The following is a 23,392-nucleotide window of genomic DNA, read 5'->3' as shown; positions in this document are numbered from 1 at the left end:
TCCGAATGAAATGACGAGAGTTTCGGCCACCCTTAAGGGGGCCGAAACGTCGTCATTCGGGGTTCCGGGTAGCAAGCCGGATGCTTTAGCCCTTCACCCTGGTCGTGAGGCCCCGCCAGCCAAACCCCAAAAGACCATGTCGCGCGCCCTGCGGAATCGTACCCGTCACTTCATCAAGGGTGAGCGTTTCCTGTCAGTCGGGCGGGTGGTCATCGTACGTGGCAGTGACCTCGAGCCCACGAATATGGGCTTTCGGATCCGCCACTACCGCCTGGCGATGAAGTGCGAAGATTGCGAACTTCCCTTCCAGCAGTTGGCAACGCGCGCTGCGATCCGGCGCGACCAGCTCCGCCGCCGCTGCGAAAGGTGCAAGGCGCCCGGCAAGCCCACTCGCGCCGGTGCATTCTTGGCTCGCGAACGGCGCCGTCAGAAGGCCGCAGAGGCGGAGAGGCTCCGCCTGGACGCGTTGTACCTGCGCCGGATCCAGAAGCTCTCCGTGGCGATGGGGCAGCCTGTGCCGCAAGACATCAGCCTCGGCGACCTCCTACAGGCGGAGCAGCGCCAAATCCGCAAGACGCGGCAGGCTCTCCAGCGAACGGCCTGGCTGCTCGGCGTTCCGATGGCTGAAGTTCTCGCAATGGAGGTCGAGCGGCAGCAACGCCTTCGGCAACAGACCTTCTGATTCCTACCAGAACCGGCTGCCTGGACTCCCCTTGAATGGTCCGGCCACATGAGGCGTGATCCACCCGCCATAGAAGCCGCCAGGCTGCGGCGTCACTCGGCGGCCGTCGACCAGGCATTCATCGAACGGCTCGGCATAGAACGCGATGAAGTTGGCGAGGAGCTGGAATGCGGGCGTCGGCGACGGATACAGCCAGCCGACCTGCCGAAGCATTTCGCTTCCGATCTCGAGATCGACATAGCTGGCTTGCCCCTTCCATTCGCAGATGGAGCGATGTGGCGATGGTATGAGCCGCGCGTTGGCGATGCTGTCGGGCGGGAGATAGTAAGTCGGCGGATGGCTCGTCTCGATGACGCGAACCGAGTCCCTGGCCTCCGCGATCGTCTCGCCGCGATGACGGATCAAGATGTGGTGTGAGCACGCTTCTGCGACTGCCGGCCGCGGGAATGACCAGACGCTCTCCTGGCCTGGCCCGGTTGGTTCGGGGGTAACGTTCATTGGGGAAGCCCTCCAATCCACCAGGTAGGTAGGGCCGGCGCATGGGATGGAAAGCTCCTCGGCCGTCTCTGTATCGACGAGCGGACCCCTTGAAGCCGCACGCCGTCCCGGCCAGTCTACTCAGGCATGGCCGTCTCATACGATCTCAACCGCTTCGTCGCTGCGCAGGCTGATGTCATCGCCGACGCCCTGACGGAACTGCACGCCGGCCAGAAGCGCAGCCATTGGATGTGGTTCGTATTCCCGCAGTTGCGCGGGTTGGGCATGTCCCCGACGGCGCAGCGTTACGGGATCGCGGATCTCGACGAGGCCAATGCTTATCTCGCGCACCCGCTGCTCGGCCGCCGGCTCTTCGCATGCACGGACATCGTGCTTTCCATCGAGCGACGGACGCTCCAGCAGATATTCGGCTCGCCGGACGATATGAAGTTCATCTCCTGCATGACGCTCTTCGCCCTGGCCTCCAGAAACCCCCAAAGCGCATTCCGTGTCGCCCTCGACCGTTATGGCGGCGGGGCGCTGGATCAGCGTACGGTCGATATGTTGTCGGCCTGACCACGTCGGAATCCAAAAGTTTTGGAGTGAGCGCGGGAGCGGCCGCGCGCTCCAAACACCCCTTTTCAGCTCATTAGGACGGTCCGGCTCAAGGGTAGTTCTGGCCAAATCGTTTCGGATCCGTTATGATTTAACCTTGTGGTTAAGTATCTAATCCGGAGATCCGAAAAATGCCCCGTCCACCGAGCCGAACCGGCCTCGACGATGCAACGCAGCGAGAGCTCTGCTGGTGGATCGCCAAGGGCTGCAGCCCGGAGGAAGCCTCAAAGCGAGCAGGCCTTCCCAACTCGGTTCGAACCTATAACTTCGCCAAGACGCAGGAGTTTTCCCTCGTCCTGCGGCAGTCGCTGTCGAAGTATCTGGCCGACGACCTGGCGCCGAAAGCCATCAAGGTGCTGAGCGAGATCATGCTCGATGAAAAGGTGGCCGGCCGCGTGCGCGTGGACGCTGCCAAGGCCGTGCTCGATCGCGCTGGCTTCTCCTCCGCGGCCAAGCCGTCAGGCCCTGACGACCGGCTGCTGAGCCAGTACACCGTTGAAGAACTCGAGCGCCTGGTGGCCACGCTCGAGGAGAAGCGCGCCCTGGAGGAGGGCAAGCAGATCGACGGCGTGGTGGTCGAGGAGGAAGAGGCCGAAGAGGGAGAGGAGCTCGACCCATTAGCCTAATCATAAACGGGCGCTTTCCAGACCCATTACAAACTGCTTAATGGTCAAATGCGGTAACTTTCGAGGCTTCCTATGCGTAGCGTTTTCGGAGCCCTGCTGGCGATGACCTTGGCCTCCGCCTCCGCCTCAGTGCAGGCCGCGACACTGAAAAGCCTGACAACAAAGGAAGGCCGCGACGTCATAATTCTCGAGGGCGAAATTGCCGTCGGCGACACAGACTCGTTACAGCGGCTAATTAAGGCAGCAAACGACGCTGGCCGGACAGTATCAGGTATACGACTCAGCTCTCCAGGCGGTGATTTGGCCGAGGGGACCAAACTAGCAGACGCCGTGAAATTTGCGAAGATCGCATCTGTTGTAGCAAGCACGAAGAAGTGTGCGTCCGCTTGTTTTCTCATTTTCGCGGCGGGCAATGAGAAATTCGCAAGCTATACAAGCGAGGTTGGCGTTCACGGCGCCTCCGACCAAAACGGCAAAGAAACGGTTGGGTCGAACGCTGCAACTGTTACCATGGCTCGGATTGCCAGGGAGTTAGGCGTTCCTCACTCGATAATCGGTAAAATGGTGGTCACACCACCGACCGAGATGGTGTGGCTAACACTCGAAGACTTTCGATCAATGGGCACGACGATGACTGGCAAGCCACTTCAAGCTCGCCCTGACGCGCAAAGCAATGGTCAAGTGTCAGGAGATGGCTCGCGCGCATCGCTGCCACAGCAAACAAACCCTACTTCAACCACAAATAAAAAGCCGACTTGGGGCGAGCTGATCGAGATGGTCGTTGCTATTTCCAGTCAACAAAATGGGGGAAAGCCGGTAAAAAATCGGGTTTGCCAACCCGAGATCAAGTCATGCAGCACGGCCGTTTTCTATAAAAAGTCGGATGGATCGGATGCAATGATTAGGCAGGTGGAAAATGTTGCGGGATCAATCTTAAAAAGAGATATGTGCAGATTCAATACGTTTGGGGACATTAGAGTTTGCGTCGATTTTGATAGCAGTTCGGAAAGCACGAGCATGAAAGACGAAAAGGGCAATTGGCGCGGCGTCGATTAAGATCCCCGCGGACGGCAATGGGACGAGTAGGACCGAAACTTAAACTTCGTCACCTCGTGCCAATGGTCGGCGACCCCTGCTGTGAACGCAGTATCAAGGCCGCCTTATGCAACGAACAGGTCACTCACCGATGGCTCCTAATCGGATGCGGCGGACGCCGCCAACGCGGCCATGCGCGGCATGGATGCGACGAAGCAAGAGAAGGCCACCCGCCGCGGCTCGCTGACCGACGAGCCAGGGTGATTGGCCGGGCGCGTGGCAAAGGACGAGGGTGATGCCCGAACAACCGCGCGGACAGGAATGGGAGTATCACTGCGACCCGCTGTTCCTGGCGGATGTATCTGCAATGAGCCGCATCTTGAACACGGCAGCGCGCGACGGGTGGGAGCTTGTGTCGATCACGCCGCTTCCAACCAAGGACCCCGATCTGCCTTGGTCTGTGGCCGTCTATAAGCGCCCTTTGTAGGGGCGCGACAGCAAGGCTATGTTTCTTCTACATGGAGCCGCCGAGCATAGCTCTCGTCTTTCGTCTGAACAGGTTTTCCACATCCCCTTAGGACGATCTGGTTATGGCCTGCGGGTGTATCAAATTTGTGGAAGGCTTCAAATGCAAGTTGGCGGCGGCACAGCGCTGAGCGGACGGAAGAGGCGGATATGAAAGTTTTCATTAGCTGGTCCGGACCTAGCAGTAAGGCAATTGCCGAACTTTTGGCAGACACTCTTCCCGTAATCATCCAGACCGTAAAACCGTTTATATCTGTAGAAGATCTCCGCAAAGGTGGCCGCTGGCAGCTTGAACTTTCCGATGCTCTGGAAAGTACCGGCGTAGGGATCATCTGTATGACGCGCTCAAACCTCGAGGCGCCTTGGATCATGTTTGAGGCCGGAGCGCTTTCTAAGTCTGTTGCAGATAGCTGCGTGATGCCTCTCCTTCTCGGCTTAAGCCCAGCCGATATCCGCCCTCCGCTCAGTCAGTTCAACTTGACCAGAGCAGAGCATGACGATTTTCTACGTCTGGTCAAAACTATCAATGACCTAATGGGTGACTTGTCTCTGCCAGAGAAAGTGCTCATCAAATCGTTCGAACAGGCTTGGCCGGGGCTGAAGGAAGCGTTTGACGAGATCAGCGCGCAGGAAGAGATCATCAATCATAATGATGGGACGGTTCCTGCAAATCCTCTCGATGTCATCAGAGAATCGATGGATGAAATTCTGACCCTCGTACGTTCGCAAGCAAGCACGGCCTCAACCGCCGTCGATGCCGCTGCCATGCATAGGAAATTAGCAGCGAGCCGTGGTCATGCCGCGGATATCGGCGCCGATATTGTTTCTGCTCTAGCGATTTCAGGAAAAACTATCGTCGATCTGGAGGCTCGCCGCCGAAAAATCCTGACTCTACTGGTTCAGCTCGAAAACGCAGGGAAGCTGATCGTCGATGCCGCGGCTGCGCACCAGATCACGAACCTCACACATGAGATCAGCAGGACGCTCCATCCGATCTTCCGTGATCTGCTGGGCTCGACAGACGCCGATCTCTTAGCGGCCACCCACCGCACGTTGGGTAGGTAGACGGACGCAGAAGTCGCCAGAATGCCCCACGATCCGATAACGGGCGAGAGGAAGTAGGCTCGTTTGGGCCGCGGCAAGTATGGCTGCGGGTACGCGGGCCCTTCTCGCCCGCCTGTGAGCCGGCCAAAGCGCAGCGCAGACTGAGCGAGCATAGGGGCGGAAGGCACGAAGAGGTCGGCCGTCTCGATCCCCGTCTTGATCTTACGAACGCCGGTCCATTGAGGCGTCCAGATCCCGGCGAAGAACGCCAGCGGCCGGCTCTGGTCGAGTGCGAACCAAACATCCTGCTTCGTCGCGTGGTCGAATTCCGAAAAGCTCGTCAGCGGCACGACGCAGCGGTTCGCGATGCCGAGCCAGGGCTTCCAATGGGCCGACGTCGTATTGCGGACGTTAGTCGTGCCGCCGTCGGGCTCCATGCGAAGGAGCTCGTCAAAGTCTACCGCCTTGCCTTTGGCCCGGAGCTTGTCCGCGCGCTTGGTTGCTGCGTCGTATATCGCCCGCTTCGACGACGGCATTCCCCATCGCACCATGGCGAGCTCACGGACGCCGTCAGAGGCATTGCGCACGATCGGAGCGGGATAGTCAGGGAAGATGCCCGGCAGCGGCGGCAGGTTGCCGGTGGTGTCGCGCATAGCCCTGGCAAGTTCGCGGATCGCCTGCTGGCCCTTGGTCATGCTGTAGAGGTTGCACATGCGAGGTAAGCCTAACGATTATTATGAACTTGGGGATGGAATTGACCCGATGTTTGCAGTCGATCACATCGGTGTATGTTCGGTCTTACGTCAAAAATACTTGCCAAACGAAGGGCCTGGAAAAGCGCGGTCTCGCTGTCCGCGGGCATACTCATCCGCGACGAGGGCGACGGCGCATACTTTGCGGCCAGAAGGCTCAGTCGCAAAGCCCGCACAGAGCGGAATGAAAAGGCTGACCGCTTTTGGGGTGCTGTTGCCCGCGAGATCGCCGCACGGACAGGTAAAGTGATCGGCATGTAGGGCGGGCCGGAAACGGATTGATTGGCGTTCACTCGGCGTCGTGGTCCGGCAAGCTCATGACGGCTTTGGTCAGCAGGGTCGATAAGGACGACAGCCCGACTCGAATCGTTGCGTCCGTATATGTCGCGTCGCCAGATATCATGGTGCAGTGGATTATGACCACGCCATCATATCGAGTCATCTTGCCAATCTTAAATTTGGACCCGTAGGATCTTTGGCCCTTCGATGACAACTCAATGGTAATCGACGCAGTGTCGTTGCCAGCTGCATTTTGGGTTATCATCTCGAAACCTCATGTTTGTTGGGCTTCGGGATCGTAATCGCACGGAAATCAGACGCAACGGGTTCACACGAATATAGGATCAGGCCTGAAAATCGTATTCGTTGGCCAGCCGGTCGTAAGCGTCCTCCGCATCGGCATCGGCTCCCATTGCCCGGTTCACGTCGTCGATCGGAACCACGGCCCCGCCGAATTGCGAGTGAAACGCCCTGGCGTAGCGTGGGTCTTCGAAAGCTACTCGCACGGTGCGGTCGAGTGTCTGCAATATCCGGAACCCGAGCTGCCATTCCGTGCACCAGCTTTCGACTCGGCTTAGTCGTTCACCGTCTGCCGTTGGATCAAGTTTCAATTCCACTTGGTACGCAAACGTCATCACGCCCTCCCTACGACTGGCACTTCCTCGAGCCGCGTCGTGTATCGCGGCGAACGCATCTCGAACTTCGTGATCCATGCCTTGCGCTGGCGGGCAATGCCGGCAGCGGCCGAGAACACAGCGCCCGTGCCGTGCCTAGCATTGCAGGCGTCGAGGGCGTTCATGAGGCGGCTGCTTTTCTCTCGATCGAGCGCACCGATCAACGCACGCTGCGAAGCCTCGAGCGGCACGATGTCCACCGTCATCAGGCCGGCCTTGGCGTAACGATAGCCGCTTTTCCAAATGCGGCGGGCGCCCCACTTCGCCGCCCGGACCAGAACCAGCGTGTCATTGCTGGCTTCGGGGAAATCGACCGTCGTCGAGACAGATCGCGCCGGCCCTCGATCGTGCGGAGAGGTGTGGAAGAACACCGTCACATGATCCGTCGCCAAGCCGTGATGGCGAAGCTTCTCACCCAGCCGGGTCGCGTGAGCGGCGATTGCCTCCTGCATCATGTCCAGACACTCGACGCGGCCGGCGAACGACCGGGTTACCGCGCAACCCTTCCGCGTCGGCGCGACGGTCTCCAGGTCGATGCAGGGCTGCCCTCGCAGTTCATGGATGATCCGCTCGCCGACGACGGTCAGCGTCTTCCTGGCAAGCTTAGGGTCGAGCCGGGCGACGTCTGCAGCGGTCTTGCAGCCGAAGGCGTTTAGCTTGGCCTGGCTGGCCCTCCCGATGCCCCATACGTCCTCCAGGGCGACGAGAGGCAGCCACTCGCGCCGGCCCTCGTCGCTCGTCAGGTCGCAGACACCGCCGAGCTGCGGGGTGCTCTTGGCGATCTTGTTGGCGAGCTTGGCCAACGTCTTCGTTGGCCCAATGCCAACGCAGGTCGGGACGCCCGTCCAGGTCGAGACGGTCGTTCGCAGGTCGCGGCCGAGCTCTTCGCGATGTTGTGGCGCAACGGGCGTCAGATCGAGGAAGCTCTCGTCGATCGAGTAGACCTCAATGTCGGGAGCGAACCCCTCGTAGACCCGGTTCATCCGCCGGCTCATGTCGCCATAGAGCGTGTAGTTCGACGAGAACACGACCACGCCCTCGCGCTTGCAGAGGTCGCGAATCGTAAACATGGGCGCGCCCATCTTGATCCCGAGCGCCTTCGCCTCCGCAGTCCTGGCGACCGCGCAGCCGTCGTTGTTCGACAGGACGATGACGGGCCGGCGCCGGAGCTTGGGATCGAACACACGCTCGCATGAGCAATAGAAGCTGTTGCCGTCGATGAGGGCGAAGCTCCGGCTCATCGCCGGAAGCGCCGCACCGTGTTCGTCACGACGCCGAAAATATCGATCTCGGCATCAGCCCCTGGCTCGTACTCGGGATAGCGCCGGTTCCCGAAGGTAAGCGACGACCGCCCGCCGGCAATCCGGAATATCTTGATCGAGCGCTCGCCGTTCACATCCACAACCACCACATCGCCATCCCGCGGGACCAGGCTGCGATCGACGGTGATGAGGCTACCATCGAATATACCGACGTCGATCGCGCTGTCGCCGGCCACAGTCATGATGAAGGTGGCTGGCGCGTTCTGGATAAGGGCGCGTGACAAATCGATGGGCTGATCCTGGTAATCATCCGCCGGCGAGGGGAAGCCGGCTCGCACCGCGCGCAGGTAAACCGGAAGCAACATGGGCGGCCCGAGCCTGACGGGCGCTGCGGTCCATGGCTTCGCCATCGTCTCTACGCGATCCCCGTCGGTCGTGTGTCGAAGGGTTTGAGCAGACATCGATTGCGTTCCCCGAAATGAGAACGTAATGAGAACATAGCCGGCCGGGGAGTCAAGCCATGAACGTCGATACCTTCTTTCTGCAGCCCTTCAAGACGCACCGAAAGCGGCTAGTCCCGAGCCAGCGCGTGGCGTCCAAAACGAAGCATCACGCCCTACGGGACGGCGAGCGCCTCGGCCGCACGGCGGAGGGGTTGGCGGTCGTTCACGTCGTTGCAGATGACGACACCGGGGAAGTCAGCTCGATCGAAGTCCTGGCGCGCCATGGGCTGATCCCGGAGGAATTCGAAGAGCAGATCCGGGCGCTCTGAAAATGCGGACGGACCGCCAGTCGGGGCGGGAGGAAGACGCTTCTGGTGCTGCTTAGAAGCTGATCTCGAACGGTCAGACGGATCGCCGCCAGCGGAGGCCTCTCTCCGCTGGCGACTATTCCGCGAGACCCTGGGGTTCAGGCCCGCCGCAGCGTCCTGGAAAAATGCGCATCGGTTGTGATTCGAGCAAGGGGGCCGTCGCCTAGAGAAGGGCAACTAGCTTTTCGAATCGAGCGTTTGCGACCTGGACCTTTAACTTTGTCGCGCCGTTGATCGCCGAGACAATTGATCGCCGAGTATTTGTAGCGGCTTCCACCTGTAGGGACGTTGCCTTGGTCGATATGCAGACGACCTCACAAACGGCCAGCATGAGCGCAAGGTCTCCGCGAGCAAGCTCAGCGGTTGAAACCAAGTTGTCGTTCCGCATGGCCGTCTACCGATACCCTCGCCAGGAGATCGATCAATCGAGGACGGCGGGCGGAGTTCCGCAATTACCTTTGACAAGTGGTCTCGCGTCAGGTCGCGAGGATGAATATCTCCCCGGCATCCGCATCGTCGCGCACACCCTGAAACGATGCGTGCCGGAGCTTGCCCCTGTTTGGCGAAGGCTCGCCACCTAATCGACCCGTGCGACGGGCCGCTGTTGCCTCCAGTCCCGTATCGGCTATAGGCACACTCTATAGAGATTCTAAGAAGCATCGTCGGGGTTGACCGAATGAGCACGCCTACCGGGGGGAAGAGCGTTCTCGTCCTCGAAGATGAGACCATCATCGCGATGGACTTGGAAGGCATCCTGACGGACGCCGGCCTGGTGGTTAAGGCAACCTTGGCGACGTGCGCGGCTGCACTGGAATGGCTCGGCACGTACCACGCCGACGTTGCCCTCCTCGACATGCACCTGCTGGACGGATCGTGCGAGCCGGTGGCCAAGCGGCTGGTCGAGCTGGGTATCCCGTTCGTAATCTTCTCGGGTGGCTCGGATACCGACGAGACCCTCGACCCGATCTTTGCCAACGGAATCTGGCTGGAGAAGCCGGCGCCAGGCCAGAGGATCGTGACGGCTGTCTCTGAAGCGTTGTCTAGGCGGCCGCTTCCAACGCTTTCAGGAGATCTCGTTCCGCATACGGCTTCCTAAGGAAGGCGGTATCCCGCGGCATGTCCTCGATGTGCGGCATGATGCGGCCAGATGCCAGAATCAGGACCGCCGGTGGCCAGCGCCTCCGGATGGTGTGGATCAGCTTCAGGCCATCCATCGATCCGGGCATCTCGATGTCTGAGAAGACAACACGAATCTCGGGACGGGCTTCCAGGAGCAGGATGGCATCGTCTGCGTTCGAGACATCGACGACCTCGTAGCCCGCGTCCTCTACCATCGCGACCGTGTTCATGCGGATGATGGGCTCGTCTTCGACGACTAGGACCAGGATTGCCATAGCGAACTTCCGGTTGTGACAGTTAGCCAACTACCGCCGGAGATAGTTGTTGCCTGCCGATAGAAAGAATTGTCCGGGTTATCCTTAGCTCTCCGTTAATCGTCGCCCCCTGTGAAAGGCCGCTCGAATTCCGCTCACGCCCTCGTGTTTGGAATGGAACCAATCTGAGCAAGTGCCGTTTTCCCGGGCATCGCGGCACAGCCGCAACCCCATCGGGAGACCACCATGAAAAAGCTGATCATCGCTTCGTTGATCGCCACCGCGACCTCCTTCGGCGCCGTGGCCCAGACGTCTACGACCGCACCGACGCCGACCTCGCCGGTAGATGCCAATGCCCCGCTGCCGGGCGCCAACAGCTTCACCGAGGGCCAGGCGAAGAGCCGGCTGGAGGCCAACGGCTACACCAACGTGACCGGCCTGACGAAGGACGACAATGGCGTCTGGAAGGGCAAGGCCACCAACGCCGGCACCGAGGTTAACGTCTCGGTCGATTACCGCGGCAACATCGTCAAGAACTGACGGATGCCCCTCTCACCTAGACCTTTGGAGACCAACATGACCCGCACGCTTACTCGGTCCTACGGCGACTACGAAACCGCCCGCTCAGTTGTCGAGCGGCTTGAGGAAGCCGGCATTTCCAGCAGCAACGTCAGCATCGTCGGCCGCAATGGCGACGGTGAGACCAATGCCGAGGAAGGTGCCGGCATTGGCGCGGGCGTTGGTGGCGCAGCCGGCCTTCTTACCGGTCTGGGCCTGCTGGCCATTCCCGGCGTCGGCCCTGTCGTCGCGGCCGGTTGGCTCGCTGCAACCGCAGTCGGCGCAGTCGCGGGTGCAGCTGCGGGCGGCCTAGTCGGCTCCTTCATCAAGGAAGGCCACGACGAGGACGAAGCAAACTATTACGCCGAGACCGTCCGTCGCGGCGGCTCGGTCGTATCCGTCCGTGCAGAGGCCGATCAAGTGTTGAACGTCGAGGCGATTCTTGACGGAGCGAAACCGATCGATCGCACCGAGCGGACAGCTCAGTATCGCCAGGAGGGCTGGTCGCGCTTTGACGAAAACGCCGATCCCTACGATCGCGAGGCAACCGCGTCCGGCCGTATGACGCCGCCAGTCGTCTGATCTTCAACGCCTACGGACACCGAAGCCTCCGGAGAAATCCGGGGGCCTTTTCATGCTCCCCGCAAGCAGAGAAAAAGCGTAACGCTGGACTGAGTTGCGGGTCGATGCTTTCCGTCCCAGACCGGCGCCTGCATGTGAGCCGAGACCAACGGCTGTCCGATATCAGGCGCCGGGGCTGATCGGATCAAGCGCGTAGATCTGGCCGACGTCAGCATCGTCGCGCACGCTTTTGAACGATGCGTGCCGGAGCTTTCCGTCACCCGTCCAGGCCCTGAAATCGACCTCGGCGGCGAGCGTCGGTTCGACCCAACGCATTCCTTTGGTGGTCACGCCTGCAACTGCTGATTTCTCGATCAGGACGCTCATCAGGCGGCGCTTGAGCTCGGTCGCCGTCTTGGTTGTGAAGCCCGTCCCAACGCTCCCCACATATGCCAGCGTCTTGCCCTTCCGCGCTGCCAAGAGCAGGCGCCCGATGCCGCCGAGCGCCGCTGCAGATGGCTCGTAGCCGATGATCAGGAAAGTCTCAGACTGGACGCACTTGATCTTGAGCCAGTCCCCGCCCCGGCCGGACCTGTAGGGCGCGTCCAGACGCTTGGCGATGATTCCCTCAAGGCCCAGCTCGCAGGCGAGCTTCAGGAAGGGCGCGCCCTCGGAATCTACCTCTTCGCTCATTCTGATCGACGAGTGCTGCTTCCCGATCAGGTCTTCGAGCATGGCGCGCCGGTCCGCCAGCGGCATGGATCGAAGGTCGTGCCCGTTCAGATAGAGCAGATCAAAGGCATAGAGCAGCGCCGACGCTGAAGACCGCCTTCCACCTCGACCGCCAAGGGCCTGCTGCAGCGCGCCGAAGTCTGAGGCCCCCCGATCGTCCAGGACGACCGCCTCGCCGTCGAGAATGGCGCTGTCGACTTTCAGGTCTCGCATATCGTGAGCGATGGTCGGAAGCTTGGACGCTAACCGCTGTGGCGGCTCCGGCGGCGAATAAGCCAACCACACAATCTCTCTGACGGACGGAGCTCACTCGGTAGCCTCGGACCAACGCTCCTTTGCTTCGGCCGCTGGAACAATCAACTTCAACGTCTCGTCATCAAGGGCCACGACCAGCCCGATATCAAGGTAGTGATGCGATCCGCCTGATTCCGGGTCATTCTTTTTCAGCTTCAACAACTGCCCACTAAGACCATCGACAGTACCGACATGAGCACCGTCCGAGCCTACAACCTTCTGACCCTCTTTGATCTGTTCGACGAACATCATGACCGGTTCCTCCTCTGTTAAGCAAAGCGGCAACGGGAGGGAGGTGTGGAAGTTCCGCTGCGGGGGCGGGCCACGGAGGCCTTATTCCGGAAGTGGCGCGTTGCCGAGGCCAAGAAGTCCGCTGCTGGGGCAGTTTTCCGTAAATAGACATCTTTATACGAGCGGGCACGTGCTACCGAACGCATGCGCCTTGCGGACGCCGGCCAACGAACCTGTAAAAAGTTCGTCACGGGTTCAACAGGTGTAGTTCAGTGCGGCCCTGCCGCCATCGACATAGATCGTCTCGCCGGTGATGTAAGCGGCCTTCTCGCTGGCGAGAAAGGCGACGACGTCGCCGATTTCGCGCGCTGTGCCCAGGCGTTGCAGCGGCGTGCGCGACATCACGGTGGCAATTGCCTTCGGGTTGGCATTGACGGCTGCCAGCATGCTCGTGTCGATCGAACCGGGGCCGACGGCGTTTACACGGATGCCATGGGGCGCCAGCGCGAGCGAGGTCGCCTTGGTAAGCTGCATCACGCCGCCCTTGGACGCGCAATAGGCGGCGATCGTCGGGATCGCCAGAACTGCGTTGATCGACGACATGTTGACGATCGATCCCTTTGTGCCATTTGCAACCATCGCCTTCGCTGCGTGTTGGGTCGCCAGGAAGACACCAATCAAATTGATGTCGATGACCTTGCGGAATTGCTCCAGAGACGTCTCCAGGAAATCGCCGGGCAACGCGATGCCGGCATTGTTGACGAGAATCGAGATCGGACCGATCTCCTCGGCAATCCGGGCAAACAGCGCCGCGATCTGCTCGGGTTCAGCCATATCACAGACCATCCCGACGGCGCCGCCGCCCAGCCGCTCTGCAGCAGCCGTGACCCCCTCGGCATTGATGTCGGCGAGCACAAGACGTGCGCCGCTTTCGGCGATGGCTTCGGCGCAGGCATAGCCGATGCCTTGCGCGGCGCCGGTTACCAAGGCGATGGGTCTAGCGGTCATGATCTGTCGTCCTGCTGTTTGGCGTGGAGTTCGTAGTCGGGTTCGGCCGGTGTATTGTGATGTAGCCCGCGGCAAGATCGGCCAGGACGAGGTCGCGTGGCCTAGCATGTGGTTCGCCATACCCGCTGCCAAGGCGCTCTCCTAGGGCGCCACTTGCTGCTGTGGTGGAACGATATGCTCTGGGTCTGGTTCAGCATGACCAGGTAGAGCGCTGCCGGGTCCTGGACTCGCTCCCTCGATAGCATCTCAGCTTTTGCTGCCGCATCACGTCTGGTCGGATCACCTGATTTGGGACTGATGCAGCTACCACATCGTGCCGTTGTCGCGCTGATCGACGGGAAGCATTTCGAGCTTCATCGAGACTTCGCGACCTCGCGAATGAAGCAATGAGCAACTAAGGCGTGGCATTCGAGGCGCCTGCGGAAGCGGCCTGAAACGCTTGTCCCGCCTCCATGCGCGTAACTAGATTTCACACGTTAAGTAGTGCGGCAGCCAACGGGCCGCTATTTCGGTAGCGCCGAATGACGCAAGAGAGGGCAATCCGTCACTAACTGATCTACTCCCTGTCCAGACTCCGTCAGATATCCACGAGAACCCAGAGCACTGCGGCGTCCGTCGGCCCCTTCGAGGTCCACGTGTGCTCGGTCGTGGCATCGTAATAGACCGAGTCGCCCTTGTTGAGCTCGAGCGGCTCGTAGAGGCGGCTGTGAACGATGAGCGTGCCGTCAAGCACCGTAACGAAGATTTCCGCCTCGGACTTCGCCCAAGCCGGATATTCGTCCGGAGAACGCGCCGTCACCGTGGTCAGGATCGGCGTCGCGCGCTTGTTCTTCAGATCCGCGCACAGCAGAACGTTATTGCAGGTGCCCGTCGTGTGGCGGCTGCCGGCCCCAGCCCTGCTTATGCTCCGCCGCCCGCCGACGTTGCCGAGACTGTTGTCTTGATCCGTCAGCAGGGTCACCAATTCGATCCCCAGGCCCTGCGCAATCCGCTGCATGGTCGAGATCGTCGGCGAGAGCTCGTTGCGCTCGATCTTGGAGAACGCCGAAGCTGATACGCCGGTCAGCACGCTGACATCCTGCAAGGTAAGGCGGCGACTCTTACGCAACTTCAACAGCCGCGTGCCGATATCGACGCCGCCGCGCGCATCGACGCCATTGCGGTCATCGACCGTCCGCACCGGGTCGCGCTCGCTGAACGCGACCGTAGAATCGCCCGACATGCCCAACTCGGCAAGCGAAATCTCCGGCATTAATTGCTCCCTCTTCCGCGGCGCGACACGCCACACACTTAGACACGGCTTTCGCCGATGGGAAGTCGTCATGCCTCATGATGCATGAATTATCGGATCGGACAATTTATCCATTTTGATGTTGACAGCGCACTAATGCTGGATGAGGCTCGGCTTCCAATGACGTGCCGGCAAAACTCTGGCAGGGCCGGCGGGTTTCCGTCGCTCGCCAGGAGCGCCGCGCTTTACGCGCCAAGGGAGAACTCGGATGACACTCACGCCGGACCAATTGAGCGGTCTCTACACCGCGATCGTCACGCCGTTGACGCAGGACGGCGCCGTCGACATCACGGGGTTGCAGGCTCTCGTCCGCTTTCAGCTCGCCGCCGGCGCGGCCGGCATCGTGCCGATCGGTGGCACGGGAGAATATCCCGCCTTCTCGCGCAGCGAGCGTCGCAGCATCGTGTCGGCCTGCGTCGAGGCAGCCGCCGGCAAGCCGGTCATCCCAGGGGTGCTATCGACCGGGTTTGAGGACGCACTGGAGGCTGGCCTCGACTTTGCCGAAGCCGGAGCTGCCGCAGTGATGACGGTGACGCCCTACTACGCACCTGGAACCCAGGAGGGCATGCGCGCTTATTTCCGGCGCTACCGCGACGCGCTCGACCTTCCGGTGATGCTCTACCAGATTCCGCGCCGCACCACGGTCGCGGCGTTTGCCGACACAGTGCAAGCAATGGCCGAGGACGGCTCGATCATCGGCATGAAATACTCGTCCTACGACATGCCGGACTTCATCCGTACCGTGAAATACGCCGGCGACAAGATCGCGATTCTAAGTGGTGAGGAGCCGCTCTTCGCCACCCATATCGCGCTGGGCGCCAAGGGCGGCGTCTTGGCTTCGGCGACGATCTACCCGAAAATCTGGCTTGAGATTTTCGAGCTTGCCCGCCAGGGCAAGCTCCGGGAAGCCTTGAAGCTGCAAGACCGGATCGATCCCGTGATCGACTCGATCTATGTCGAAACCAATCCCGGGCCGCTCAAGGCCTATATGGAGCTTGTCGGCAGGCCTGTCGGGGGCGTGCGCCTGCCGCTGCTCGGCCCGAGCCCCGGCACGCTGGAGAAGCTCAAGGCCGCCGCGCAAGGCGCAAAAACCATCGATCTCGCCTGATCTGAAAGGACCCCCGTCGTGCTCGAGCGGCTGCGCGCCATCGTCGGAGAGAAGGGCCTGATCACCGATCCCGGTGAAATGGAACCCTGGCTGACCGACTGGCGTCAGCGCCGCCGCGGCAAGGCGCTGTGTGTCGTCTCTCCAGCGACAACGTCGGAAGTGTCGGCGGTGGTGACGCTGTGTGCCGCTCAGCAGCAGCCGGTCTTTCCGGTCGGCGGCAATACCGGCCTGTGCTTTGGGGCCGTGCCCGAAAGCGACCGGCTGGACAGGATCGGCATTGTGCTGTCGCTGCGCCGGATGAACCGCATTCGGGCGATCGATCGGGCTACAGGCATCGCGACGGTCGATGCCGGTGTTGTCCTCGGCGACCTGCATGAGGCTGCATCGGATGCCGGGCGCCAGTTTCCGCTGCATCTCGGCAGCGAGGGCAGCGCCCAGATAGGCGGCCTGATTTCGACCAATGCCGGTGGCACGGGCGTCGTGCGTTACGGCCCAATGCGAGATCTCGTCGCCGGGATCGAGGTCGTGCTCGCGGACGGGCGCGTGCTCACGGATCTGGCCGCCCTTCGCAAAGACAACACGGGCTATATGCTGCGCCATCTCTTTATCGGCGCGGAAGGCACGCTGGGGATCATCACCGGCGCGGCGCTCAAGCTGCATCCACAAACCCCCAATACGGCGCATGCCTGGGTTTCTGTCGCCGATCCGGCCGCTGCCGTCTTGCTGCTGACAGCGCTGCAGGAGCGCGCCGGCTCTTACATCCTTGCCTTCGAATTGGTATCCGCCTCGCAGTTCGAGCTGGTGCGCCGGCATGTCGAGCGGGTGCGCTTTCCCTTCGGCGAAATCCCGGCCTGGTCGGTGCTGATCGAACTCGGCAGCGAGGACACCACGACGGCGCTGAACGCCATCCTCGAAGAGGTATTGGGCGCCTTCCTCGAAACCAGCGCTATCGAAGATGCCGTCGTGGCCGCATCGGAGCAGCAGGCCGCCGATTTTTGGCATGTCCGACATTCGGTTTCGGAGGCTAACAAGAAAGAGGGCATCGGCATCGTCCACGACGTTGCCGTGCGGACATCTGATGCCGCCGCCTTCATTGCTTCTGCCGACGCCGTCGCCGCCAAGCGCTTCCCGCAGGCCGTGACACAGGTCGTCTGCCATCTTGGCGACGGCAATGTGCACTACATCCTGATGTTCCAGCGTGCGTTCTGGGACAGCTTGAACGACGCCGATGCCTTCGCGCTGGAGGTCGAGCGGGCGATCCATGATGCCGCGGCGGTCTTCGAGGGCACCTTCAGCGCCGAGCATGGCGTCGGCCGCAAGCTGACCGAGGAACTGTCCCGTCTCGCGGACCCGCTCCGCTACGAACTGATGCAGCGGGTCAAGTCGCTCTTCGACCCTCTGAACTTGATGAATCCCGGCGTCCTGCTCGCGGCGAAATCTGCTTGAGCAAGCCGAAAAATGATCCGCTGTCGCCTTCGATGAGGGGGGCGCAGGACCGGAGGCCCGCCAACGCTAGCGGGTGCCTGCCTCACTTCTATGCCGGGGCTCACCTTACATAAATCGGGAGAATGGACATGATTGCACGCAGAGATCTTGCAGGCCTGATCGGGGCCGGAGCAGTGGCAGCCACGGCGCTGACGCTGACCGCCAACAGCGCCAGCGCCCAGAGCGCGACGCAAAACACCTTCGACCGCGTCATGGCCAAGAAGAAGATGCGCCTCGGCGCAGTGACCTCCAGCGCGCCCTGGTTCATGAAGGACCCGGCGACGGGCAAATGGGCCGGCCATTTCTACACGATCGGCGCGGCGCTCGCTGCCGACATGGAGGTCGAGCTGGAACTCGTCGAGACGACCTGGGGCAACGCCGTCCTCGATCTCCAGGCCGACAAGATCGACATCATGTTCGGCCTCAACCCCACGCCGAAACGGGCCATGGCGGTGGACTTCTCCGGCACTGTCTACGACAGCGCGCTGGTCGTCATCGCCAAGCCCGGCTTCGAGCCCAAGAGCTGGGCCGACATGAACAAGCCGGAAATCAAGATCTCCGTCGATGTCGGCTCGGCTCATGACCAGATCGCCTCTCGGCTGTGCCCGAAAGCACAGATCACGCGCTTCAAGACCATCAGCGAGGCCATGCTGGCGCTGCGCAGCGGCCGCGTCGATGCCCAGTGCATCTTCTGGATGGGTGGCGTGCGCGCGGTAAAGGCCGATGCTGCCCTCGGCAAGGTGATCGTGCCCCAGCCCTTCTTCGGGTCGACATCGAACGCCGCGTTCCGTCGGGAATCCGACAAGACCTGGCGCGATTTCGTCAACACCTGGATCGTCTACGCGCGCGGCCTAGGGCTGGTTCGCGAAGCCGTCGTGTCCAGCCTCGAACAGGTCGGCGTGATGCCCGACGATCTGCCCCCGGGCATTACGCTCTGATGGCAGTAGGCTCCCCGCATTTCACGCGGGGAGCCGAACGCTACCATTCTTGGAATGGCACCGCGTAGCGGGCCGAGAGCTGCGCCGCAGCAGATTTGAGCATGGGTAGACGGCATGGCTTACACTTGGCATTTCGATGTGATCTGGGGCTACCGCTGGCTCTTCCTGACCGGCACTGCCGTCACCATCGGCCTGACGATCGCGATCGTCGTGCTCGGCATGGCGGTCGGACTCGTCGCCGGGATCGCCCAGATCTCGCGATCGCCGGTGCTGCGCTGGCTGTCCTGGGCCTATATCGAGATGTTCCGGCTGACGCCGCTGCTGGTGCTGCTGCTCTGGTTCTACTACGCGCTGCCGATCCTGACCGGCATCAAACTCGACGCGCTCTCCGCCGCGATCATCACGCTCTCGCTATATGGCGGATCGTTTTATGCCGAGGTGATACGGGGCGGCATCGTTTCGATCGAACCCGGCCAGAGCGAGGCCGGGCTGGCGCTGGGCATGACGCCGGCACGGGTGATGCGACGCATCGTGCTGCCGCAGGCGATCAAGCGGATGATCCCGCCGCTGATGAACCAGTCGATTATCCAGTTCAAGAACACCTCGCTGGTCTCGGTGCTGGCGGTGCCCGACCTGCTCTATCAGGGCCAGGTTGCGGCGATGGACACCTATCGCGCGCTCGAGGTCTATACCGTCGTCGCCGCGATCTACGTCGCCGTGCTTCTGCCGCTGACGGCAATCGTCAAGCGGGCGGAAAAGCAGCTCGCTCACAGCAACTGAGGCCGCGACGATGACATCAAAAATCGAGGTTTCCGGGCTGCGCAAGAGTTTTGGCGCTCTGACCGTGCTCCGCGACATCAATCTGGCGGTAGAGCCGGGCGCGGTGGTCGCGCTGATCGGTCCGTCGGGCTCCGGCAAATCGACGCTGCTGCGTTGCCTGAACCTGCTGGTGGTCCCCGAGGGCGGCCGGATCCGGATCGGTGAGAGCAGCTTTTCCTTCGGCGACGGCTCGAAGCTGCCCGGCGTGCGCGAACAGGCCCGCTTCCGCTCCAACACCGGCATGGTGTTCCAGCACTTCAACCTGTTCCCGCATATGAGCGTCCTCCAGAACGTCATGGAGGGGCCGCTCTCGGTGAAGAACATGCCGAAGGCCGAGGCACAGGCGCTGGCGCGACGGCTGCTCGCCAAGGTGGGCCTGAGCGACAAGGTCGACGCCTATCCCAACAAGCTCTCCGGCGGCCAGAAGCAGCGCGTCGCCATCGCCCGGGCGCTGGCGATGGAGCCCGAGGTCATGCTCTTCGACGAGGCGACCTCGGCGCTCGACCCCGAACTCGTCGGCGAGGTTCTGGGCGTGATGCGCGATCTCGCCGCCGAGGGCATGACCATGATCATCGTCACCCATGAGATGGGCTTTGCCCGCGAGGTTGCCGACCGCGTCATCTTCATGCGCGACGGCGTGATTGTCGAGGAAGGCCCGGCGCGCGAGATCATCGAGAACCCGACCCAGGACGCGACCCGCGCCTTCCTTAACCATTTCCACACCCGCGGCTGAGGCGGACGGGGGTCGTGACGCGCGAAACGCCCCTAACCGTGGCCGTCATCGGCGCCGGCATCGTCGGCCTCTGCGCGGCGCTGGAAATCCAGCGCGCGGGGCACCGCGTCGTGATCATCGAGCCCGACGAGCCGGGCGGGCGACAGGCCGCGTCCTATGGCAACGGCGCCTGGCTCAGCCCCGCCGCGATCATGCCGATCTCGGTCCCCGGGCTCTGGCGCAAGATCCCGCGGTTCCTGCTCGATCCGACCGGCCCTTTCACGATCGCCTGGCGCGATCTGCCACACCTAGCCTGCTGGCTGACGCGCTTCATACTGGCTGGACGAAGCTGGCGGCGCATCGAGACCTGCGTCGCGGCCCGCTACCCGCTCTGCAAGGGCACGGTGACCGACCATGCCGCGCTCGCCGACGAGGCGGGCGTGCCGCAACTGATCACGCGAGAAGGGCTGATCTTCGTCTATCGCGATCGCGCCGAGTTCCTGGCGGAGGCCCGCGAATGGCGGATGCGCGCCGCGCTCGGCGTGCGCTTCTCCGAGATTGCGGAGGCAGACCTGCGTCGTCTGCTGCCGCAGCTGGGGCCGGCCTATCGCTTTGGCGCGCGGCTCGACGATGGCGGGCAGGTGGCCGATCCCGGCGCCTATTGCCGCGCCCTGGCTGAACTGGCGTTCAAGCGCGGAGCCATGCGCGTCGCCGCAGGCGCGACCGGCTTCACCATCGCCGGCGGCCGGCTGAGCGCCGTCGAGACCGAGGGCGGACCCGTCGCCTGCGACCGGGCCGTGATCGCGGCCGGCATCGGCTCGCGCGCACTCGCCGTTCAAGCCGGCGACGCCGTCCCCCTGATCTCGGAGCGCGGCTATCATGTCGTGATACCCGATCCCGGCATCGCGCTCGCGGCGGGGCTGATGCCGTCCGACGGCAAGATGGCGGTGGTTTCGACACCGCAGGGCCTGCGCGTAGCCGGGCAGGTCGAACTCGCGGCCGTGTCGACGCCTCCGGACTGGCGCCGCGCCGACATCCTGCTCGGTTTCGCCCGCACCATGTTCCCCGCGCTCGCCGAGACCTTCGACAGCGCCACGATCGACCGCTGGATGGGCCACCGGCCCTCGACGCCGGACGGGCTGCCCTGTATCGGAGCAGCCTCCGCATGCCCGGACTTGTTCCACGCTTTCGGTCACGCCCATACCGGACTGATCCAGGCTCCGGCGACGGCCAGGCTGGTCGCGGCCCTGATCGACGGACGCAAACCACCCTTCGATCCCTCACCCTATTGTGCACGGAGATTCGGCGGATGAGCGACGGCCTGCTCTATCTCTCTCGCGGCGATGTCCAGGCGTTGGCGATCGCCCCGTCCGAGGCGCGCGCGGCCGTGCTGCAGGCCTTCCGGGACCATGCCGCCGGGCTGAACCAGAGCCTGCCCAAGAGCGCGCTCGGGCTCGGTCCCGGCCACGGCTTCCAGGCGATGACGGCAGCCTCGTCGGCGCAGGCCATAGCCACGCTGAAATGGGTCGCGATGGCGCCCGTCGCTCCCGACAGCACGGTGCCGGGCATCAATGCGTTGATCTGCGTCAGCGACTACGCCACGGGCGCCCTGCTTGCTGTGCTCGACGGCGACGAGATCACCCTGATCCGCACGGCCGCGCTGTCGGCTGCGGGAGCGTCGCGGCTGGCGCCGCCGGCCCCGCGCATGATCGGCTTCATCGGCTGCGGACTGCAGGCGCATGCCCATCTCGCCGCTTTTCTCGACCTCTACCCCGGGCTGGATTCCGCACTGATGTTCAGCCGCAGCCGCGCCTCGGCGCAGCGTCTCGCCGAGGCTGCTGCCGCGCGAGGCCTCGCCGCAGAGGTGGTCGATGATGTCGATAACCTGCTCGCACGCAGCGACATCGTGATTTCGATGGTTCCCGGCGCACCGGGATTGCGCCCCTTTCTCGATGCCGCGCGCATGAAGCCGGTCTCCTTCGCCTCGGCGGTGGATCTCGGTCGGAGTTGGCGCCCGGAGACGCTGACCGCCTTCGAAGTGCTCGCGACCGACAGCCTCGCCCAATCGAGCGCGCCGTACGACATCGACGGGCAGCCGGTGACGACGGTCCGTTTCCAGCACGATCTCGTCGGGCTGTCCGGCGCAACCCATCCCACGGCACCTGCCGGCCGCTCCCTCTTCTGTTTTCGCGGCTTTGCTCTTGCCGACCTCGCGCTCGCGCATCTGGTCCTCGGCAAGGCGCGCGCCGCAGGCATCGGCACGAGGCTGCCGCGATGACCAGACCTGCCTTCGCCCACATCCTGAACGTCGAGGACGCGCGCCGCGCCGCTAGGCGGCGGCTGCCGCATGGACTGTTCGAATATATCGACCGGGGCAGCGAGGACGAGATCTCGATCGCCGCCAACCGGCAGCGGCTCGACGCGATCCGCCTGTCGCCCTCGGTCCTTGTCGACGTGTCGCAGCGCTCGACCGCCACCGAAATCCTCGGCCAACCGCAGCCGATCCCACTTGTCATCGCCCCCACCGCCGCGGCTGGACTGGTCTGGCACGATGGCGAGATCGCGATCGCCAAGGCTGCCGCCGCCGCCGGCATCCCGTTCTGCGTCTCGACGCAGTCGATCACCTCAATCGAGCGCATCGCGGCGGAATCGGGCGCGAAGCTGTGGTTCCAGCTCTATGTCTGGAAGAACCGACAGCGCATGCTGGCGCTGCTCGACCGGGCCTGGGCGGCAGGCGCCGAGACGCTGGTGCTGACGGTCGATACCGCCGTCGGCCCCAACCGCGAATATAATCAGCGCAACGGCTTCGGCATCCCGCTCAAGGCCTCGGTGCGCGCCGGCGTCGACATGATACTGCATCCGCGCTGGACGGCTTCCGTGATGCTGCGCTCGCTGGTCGCCTCGGGCGTGCCGACCTATGCGCACTACCCCGACGAATTCCGCACCCAGCTTGGACGTACGGCCCTCTCCGACGAGCTGAACCTGGCGACGGACGTGACCTGGGAGGATGTCCGCCTGCTGCGCCAAAGCTGGAAGGGCAAGCTCGTCCTGAAAGGCATCCTACGCGTCCATGATGCCCTGACCGCGCTCTCCCACGGCGTCGATGCGGTCGTCGTTTCCAACCATGGCGCGCGCAATCTTGACTGCGCGCCGGGCCCGACGGAGGTGCTGCCGGCCATAGTCGAGGCGGTCGCCGGACGGATGGAGATCTTGGCCGATAGCGGCGTGCGCCGGGGCTCCGACATCGCTCGCTTTCTCGCGCTCGGCGCGAGCGGCGTCCTGATCGGCCGCGCGACGCTCTATGGCGTGGCGATCGGCGGTGCCGCCGGATCCGGGCGCGTGCTCGATATCCTTGCGCACGAACTCAATGTCACCATGGGCATGCTAGGCGCACACAGACTGGCCGATCTACGATGCTGATTACCGAAGCAGCTCGCTGGTATTCTCTCAAACTCGCGAAATTTTGTCTCCTTTTGGTAGGACTACGGGACGAGTGCAGT

Annotated in this window: 26 protein-coding genes and 1 pseudogene; 17 read left to right on the top strand and 10 right to left on the bottom strand. The window is 62.7% G+C overall.

The window, feature by feature from the left end; translation table 11 throughout:
* The first annotated feature begins 136 nt into the window (after positions 1–136).
* A complete protein-coding gene (locus tag AXW83_RS14920; RefSeq protein ID WP_066614770.1) occupies positions 137–682 on the top strand; it encodes a hypothetical protein in 546 nt (181 codons plus the stop codon).
* A gap of 3 nt (positions 683–685) precedes the next feature.
* Here the strand turns inward: AXW83_RS14920 and AXW83_RS14915 are convergent, their stop codons facing one another.
* The gene (locus AXW83_RS14915; RefSeq protein ID WP_335339317.1) at positions 686–1,087 is read right to left on the bottom strand and encodes a DUF427 domain-containing protein; all 402 of its coding nucleotides are present in this window, start codon (positions 1,085–1,087) and stop codon (positions 686–688) included.
* A 219-nt stretch (positions 1,088–1,306) separates the two neighbouring features.
* Here AXW83_RS14915 and AXW83_RS14910 point away from each other — a divergent pair, with 219 nt between their 5' ends.
* The 4 genes and pseudogenes from AXW83_RS14910 to AXW83_RS27815 form a co-directional block, all read left to right on the top strand.
* On the top strand, positions 1,307–1,735 hold the full coding sequence (locus tag AXW83_RS14910; protein WP_066614765.1) for a DUF1810 domain-containing protein: 429 nt from the start codon (positions 1,307–1,309) through the stop codon (positions 1,733–1,735).
* Positions 1,736–1,905: 170 nt separating this feature from the next.
* The gene (locus tag AXW83_RS14905; RefSeq protein WP_066614764.1) at positions 1,906–2,400 is read left to right on the top strand and encodes a hypothetical protein; all 495 of its coding nucleotides are present in this window, start codon (positions 1,906–1,908) and stop codon (positions 2,398–2,400) included.
* A 72-nt stretch (positions 2,401–2,472) separates the two neighbouring features.
* The gene (locus AXW83_RS27115; RefSeq protein WP_156640063.1) at positions 2,473–3,456 is read left to right on the top strand and encodes a COG3904 family protein; all 984 of its coding nucleotides are present in this window, start codon (positions 2,473–2,475) and stop codon (positions 3,454–3,456) included.
* Positions 3,457–4,110: 654 nt separating this feature from the next.
* Positions 4,111–4,383 (top strand): annotated as a pseudogene (locus AXW83_RS27815) (toll/interleukin-1 receptor domain-containing protein); the annotation flags it as partial.
* A gap of 476 nt (positions 4,384–4,859) precedes the next feature.
* Here the strand turns inward: AXW83_RS27815 and AXW83_RS27810 are convergent.
* The 4 genes from AXW83_RS27810 to AXW83_RS14870 all read right to left on the bottom strand — a co-directional run bounded on the left by AXW83_RS27810 (position 4,860) and on the right by AXW83_RS14870 (position 8,432).
* Positions 4,860–5,717: an SOS response-associated peptidase family protein gene (locus AXW83_RS27810; protein WP_066614760.1), complete on the bottom strand. Its 858-nt coding sequence runs from the start codon at positions 5,715–5,717 to the stop codon at positions 4,860–4,862.
* A 662-nt stretch (positions 5,718–6,379) separates the two neighbouring features.
* The gene (locus AXW83_RS14880) at positions 6,380–6,670 is read right to left on the bottom strand and encodes a hypothetical protein (RefSeq protein WP_066614756.1); all 291 of its coding nucleotides are present in this window, start codon (positions 6,668–6,670) and stop codon (positions 6,380–6,382) included.
* Positions 6,670–7,950: a Y-family DNA polymerase gene (locus AXW83_RS14875; protein WP_066614754.1), complete on the bottom strand. Its 1,281-nt coding sequence runs from the start codon at positions 7,948–7,950 to the stop codon at positions 6,670–6,672. The genes AXW83_RS14880 and AXW83_RS14875 overlap by 1 nt, the downstream gene beginning before the upstream one ends.
* Positions 7,947–8,432 (bottom strand): LexA family protein, encoded by a 486-nt coding sequence (locus AXW83_RS14870; protein ID WP_335339316.1) that lies wholly within the window; start codon positions 8,430–8,432, stop codon positions 7,947–7,949. The genes AXW83_RS14875 and AXW83_RS14870 overlap by 4 nt, the downstream gene beginning before the upstream one ends.
* Before the next feature lie 59 nt (positions 8,433–8,491).
* Between AXW83_RS14870 and AXW83_RS14865 the strand changes: the two genes are divergently transcribed.
* Complete coding sequence (locus tag AXW83_RS14865; RefSeq protein ID WP_066614750.1) at positions 8,492–8,743, top strand: hypothetical protein; 252 nt, start codon at positions 8,492–8,494, stop codon at positions 8,741–8,743.
* Positions 8,744–9,458: 715 nt separating this feature from the next.
* Positions 9,459–9,878 carry a response regulator gene (locus AXW83_RS26575; protein ID WP_082767141.1) on the top strand — a complete coding sequence of 140 codons (420 nt, stop codon included), beginning with the start codon at positions 9,459–9,461 and terminating at the stop codon, positions 9,876–9,878.
* Here AXW83_RS26575 and AXW83_RS14855 read toward each other — a convergent pair.
* On the bottom strand, positions 9,823–10,131 hold the full coding sequence (locus AXW83_RS14855; RefSeq protein ID WP_236841675.1) for a response regulator: 309 nt from the start codon (positions 10,129–10,131) through the stop codon (positions 9,823–9,825). The two genes, AXW83_RS26575 and AXW83_RS14855, sit on opposite strands and share 56 nt — an antisense overlap.
* A 270-nt stretch (positions 10,132–10,401) precedes the next feature.
* Here AXW83_RS14855 and AXW83_RS14850 point away from each other — a divergent pair, with 270 nt between their 5' ends.
* Together AXW83_RS14850 and AXW83_RS14845 are read left to right on the top strand one after the other, a co-directional pair.
* Positions 10,402–10,695 carry a hypothetical protein gene (locus AXW83_RS14850; protein ID WP_066614745.1) on the top strand — a complete coding sequence of 98 codons (294 nt, stop codon included), beginning with the start codon at positions 10,402–10,404 and terminating at the stop codon, positions 10,693–10,695.
* 36 nt (positions 10,696–10,731) lie between these two features.
* Positions 10,732–11,295, top strand: a complete 564-nt coding sequence (locus AXW83_RS14845; protein WP_066614743.1) for a hypothetical protein — start codon at positions 10,732–10,734, stop codon at positions 11,293–11,295.
* Between the two features lie 162 nt (positions 11,296–11,457).
* On the opposite strand, the gene ligD is transcribed toward AXW83_RS14845, so the two are convergent.
* From ligD to AXW83_RS14825, 4 genes are all read right to left on the bottom strand, one after another.
* Positions 11,458–12,285: a non-homologous end-joining DNA ligase gene (ligD, locus tag AXW83_RS14840; protein ID WP_236841674.1), complete on the bottom strand. Its 828-nt coding sequence runs from the start codon at positions 12,283–12,285 to the stop codon at positions 11,458–11,460.
* A gap of 27 nt (positions 12,286–12,312) precedes the next feature.
* The gene (locus tag AXW83_RS14835) at positions 12,313–12,552 is read right to left on the bottom strand and encodes a DUF2171 domain-containing protein (RefSeq protein WP_066614738.1); all 240 of its coding nucleotides are present in this window, start codon (positions 12,550–12,552) and stop codon (positions 12,313–12,315) included.
* 234 nt (positions 12,553–12,786) lie between these two features.
* Entirely contained in the window at positions 12,787–13,539 is a 753-nt protein-coding gene (locus AXW83_RS14830) for an SDR family NAD(P)-dependent oxidoreductase (protein WP_066614737.1), read from the bottom strand.
* Between the two features lie 577 nt (positions 13,540–14,116).
* The gene (locus AXW83_RS14825; protein WP_236841673.1) at positions 14,117–14,791 is read right to left on the bottom strand and encodes a helix-turn-helix domain-containing protein; all 675 of its coding nucleotides are present in this window, start codon (positions 14,789–14,791) and stop codon (positions 14,117–14,119) included.
* A gap of 247 nt (positions 14,792–15,038) precedes the next feature.
* Between AXW83_RS14825 and dapA the strand changes: the two genes are divergently transcribed.
* The 8 genes from dapA to AXW83_RS14785 all read left to right on the top strand — a co-directional run bounded on the left by dapA (position 15,039) and on the right by AXW83_RS14785 (position 23,312).
* Positions 15,039–15,938 (top strand): 4-hydroxy-tetrahydrodipicolinate synthase, encoded by a 900-nt coding sequence (gene dapA / locus AXW83_RS14820; RefSeq protein ID WP_066614732.1) that lies wholly within the window; start codon positions 15,039–15,041, stop codon positions 15,936–15,938.
* 18 nt (positions 15,939–15,956) lie between these two features.
* Positions 15,957–17,384: an FAD-binding oxidoreductase gene (locus AXW83_RS14815; RefSeq protein WP_066614730.1), complete on the top strand. Its 1,428-nt coding sequence runs from the start codon at positions 15,957–15,959 to the stop codon at positions 17,382–17,384.
* 128 nt (positions 17,385–17,512) lie between these two features.
* Positions 17,513–18,361, top strand: coding sequence for a transporter substrate-binding domain-containing protein (locus AXW83_RS14810; RefSeq protein WP_066620547.1), 849 nt, complete (start codon positions 17,513–17,515; stop codon positions 18,359–18,361).
* 114 nt (positions 18,362–18,475) lie between these two features.
* The gene (locus tag AXW83_RS14805) at positions 18,476–19,141 is read left to right on the top strand and encodes an amino acid ABC transporter permease (protein ID WP_066614728.1); all 666 of its coding nucleotides are present in this window, start codon (positions 18,476–18,478) and stop codon (positions 19,139–19,141) included.
* Positions 19,142–19,151: 10 nt separating this feature from the next.
* On the top strand, positions 19,152–19,913 hold the full coding sequence (locus AXW83_RS14800) for an amino acid ABC transporter ATP-binding protein (protein ID WP_066614726.1): 762 nt from the start codon (positions 19,152–19,154) through the stop codon (positions 19,911–19,913).
* Between the two features lie 14 nt (positions 19,914–19,927).
* Positions 19,928–21,205, top strand: a complete 1,278-nt coding sequence (locus tag AXW83_RS14795; RefSeq protein WP_066614725.1) for an NAD(P)/FAD-dependent oxidoreductase — start codon at positions 19,928–19,930, stop codon at positions 21,203–21,205.
* A complete protein-coding gene (locus AXW83_RS14790; RefSeq protein WP_066614724.1) occupies positions 21,202–22,170 on the top strand; it encodes a hypothetical protein in 969 nt (322 codons plus the stop codon). Before AXW83_RS14795 ends, AXW83_RS14790 begins: the two co-directional genes overlap by 4 nt.
* Entirely contained in the window at positions 22,167–23,312 is a 1,146-nt protein-coding gene (locus tag AXW83_RS14785) for an alpha-hydroxy acid oxidase (protein WP_066614723.1), read from the top strand. Before AXW83_RS14790 ends, AXW83_RS14785 begins: the two co-directional genes overlap by 4 nt.
* Positions 23,313–23,392 lie beyond the last annotated feature (80 nt).

Origin of the sequence: Bosea sp. PAMC 26642 (genome assembly GCF_001562255.1) — a bacterium.
Taxonomy (GTDB): Bacteria; Pseudomonadota; Alphaproteobacteria; order Rhizobiales; family Beijerinckiaceae; genus Allobosea.
The sequence above is the reverse complement of the archived record's forward strand: the minus strand, read 5'-3'. Positions and strand labels throughout refer to the sequence as shown.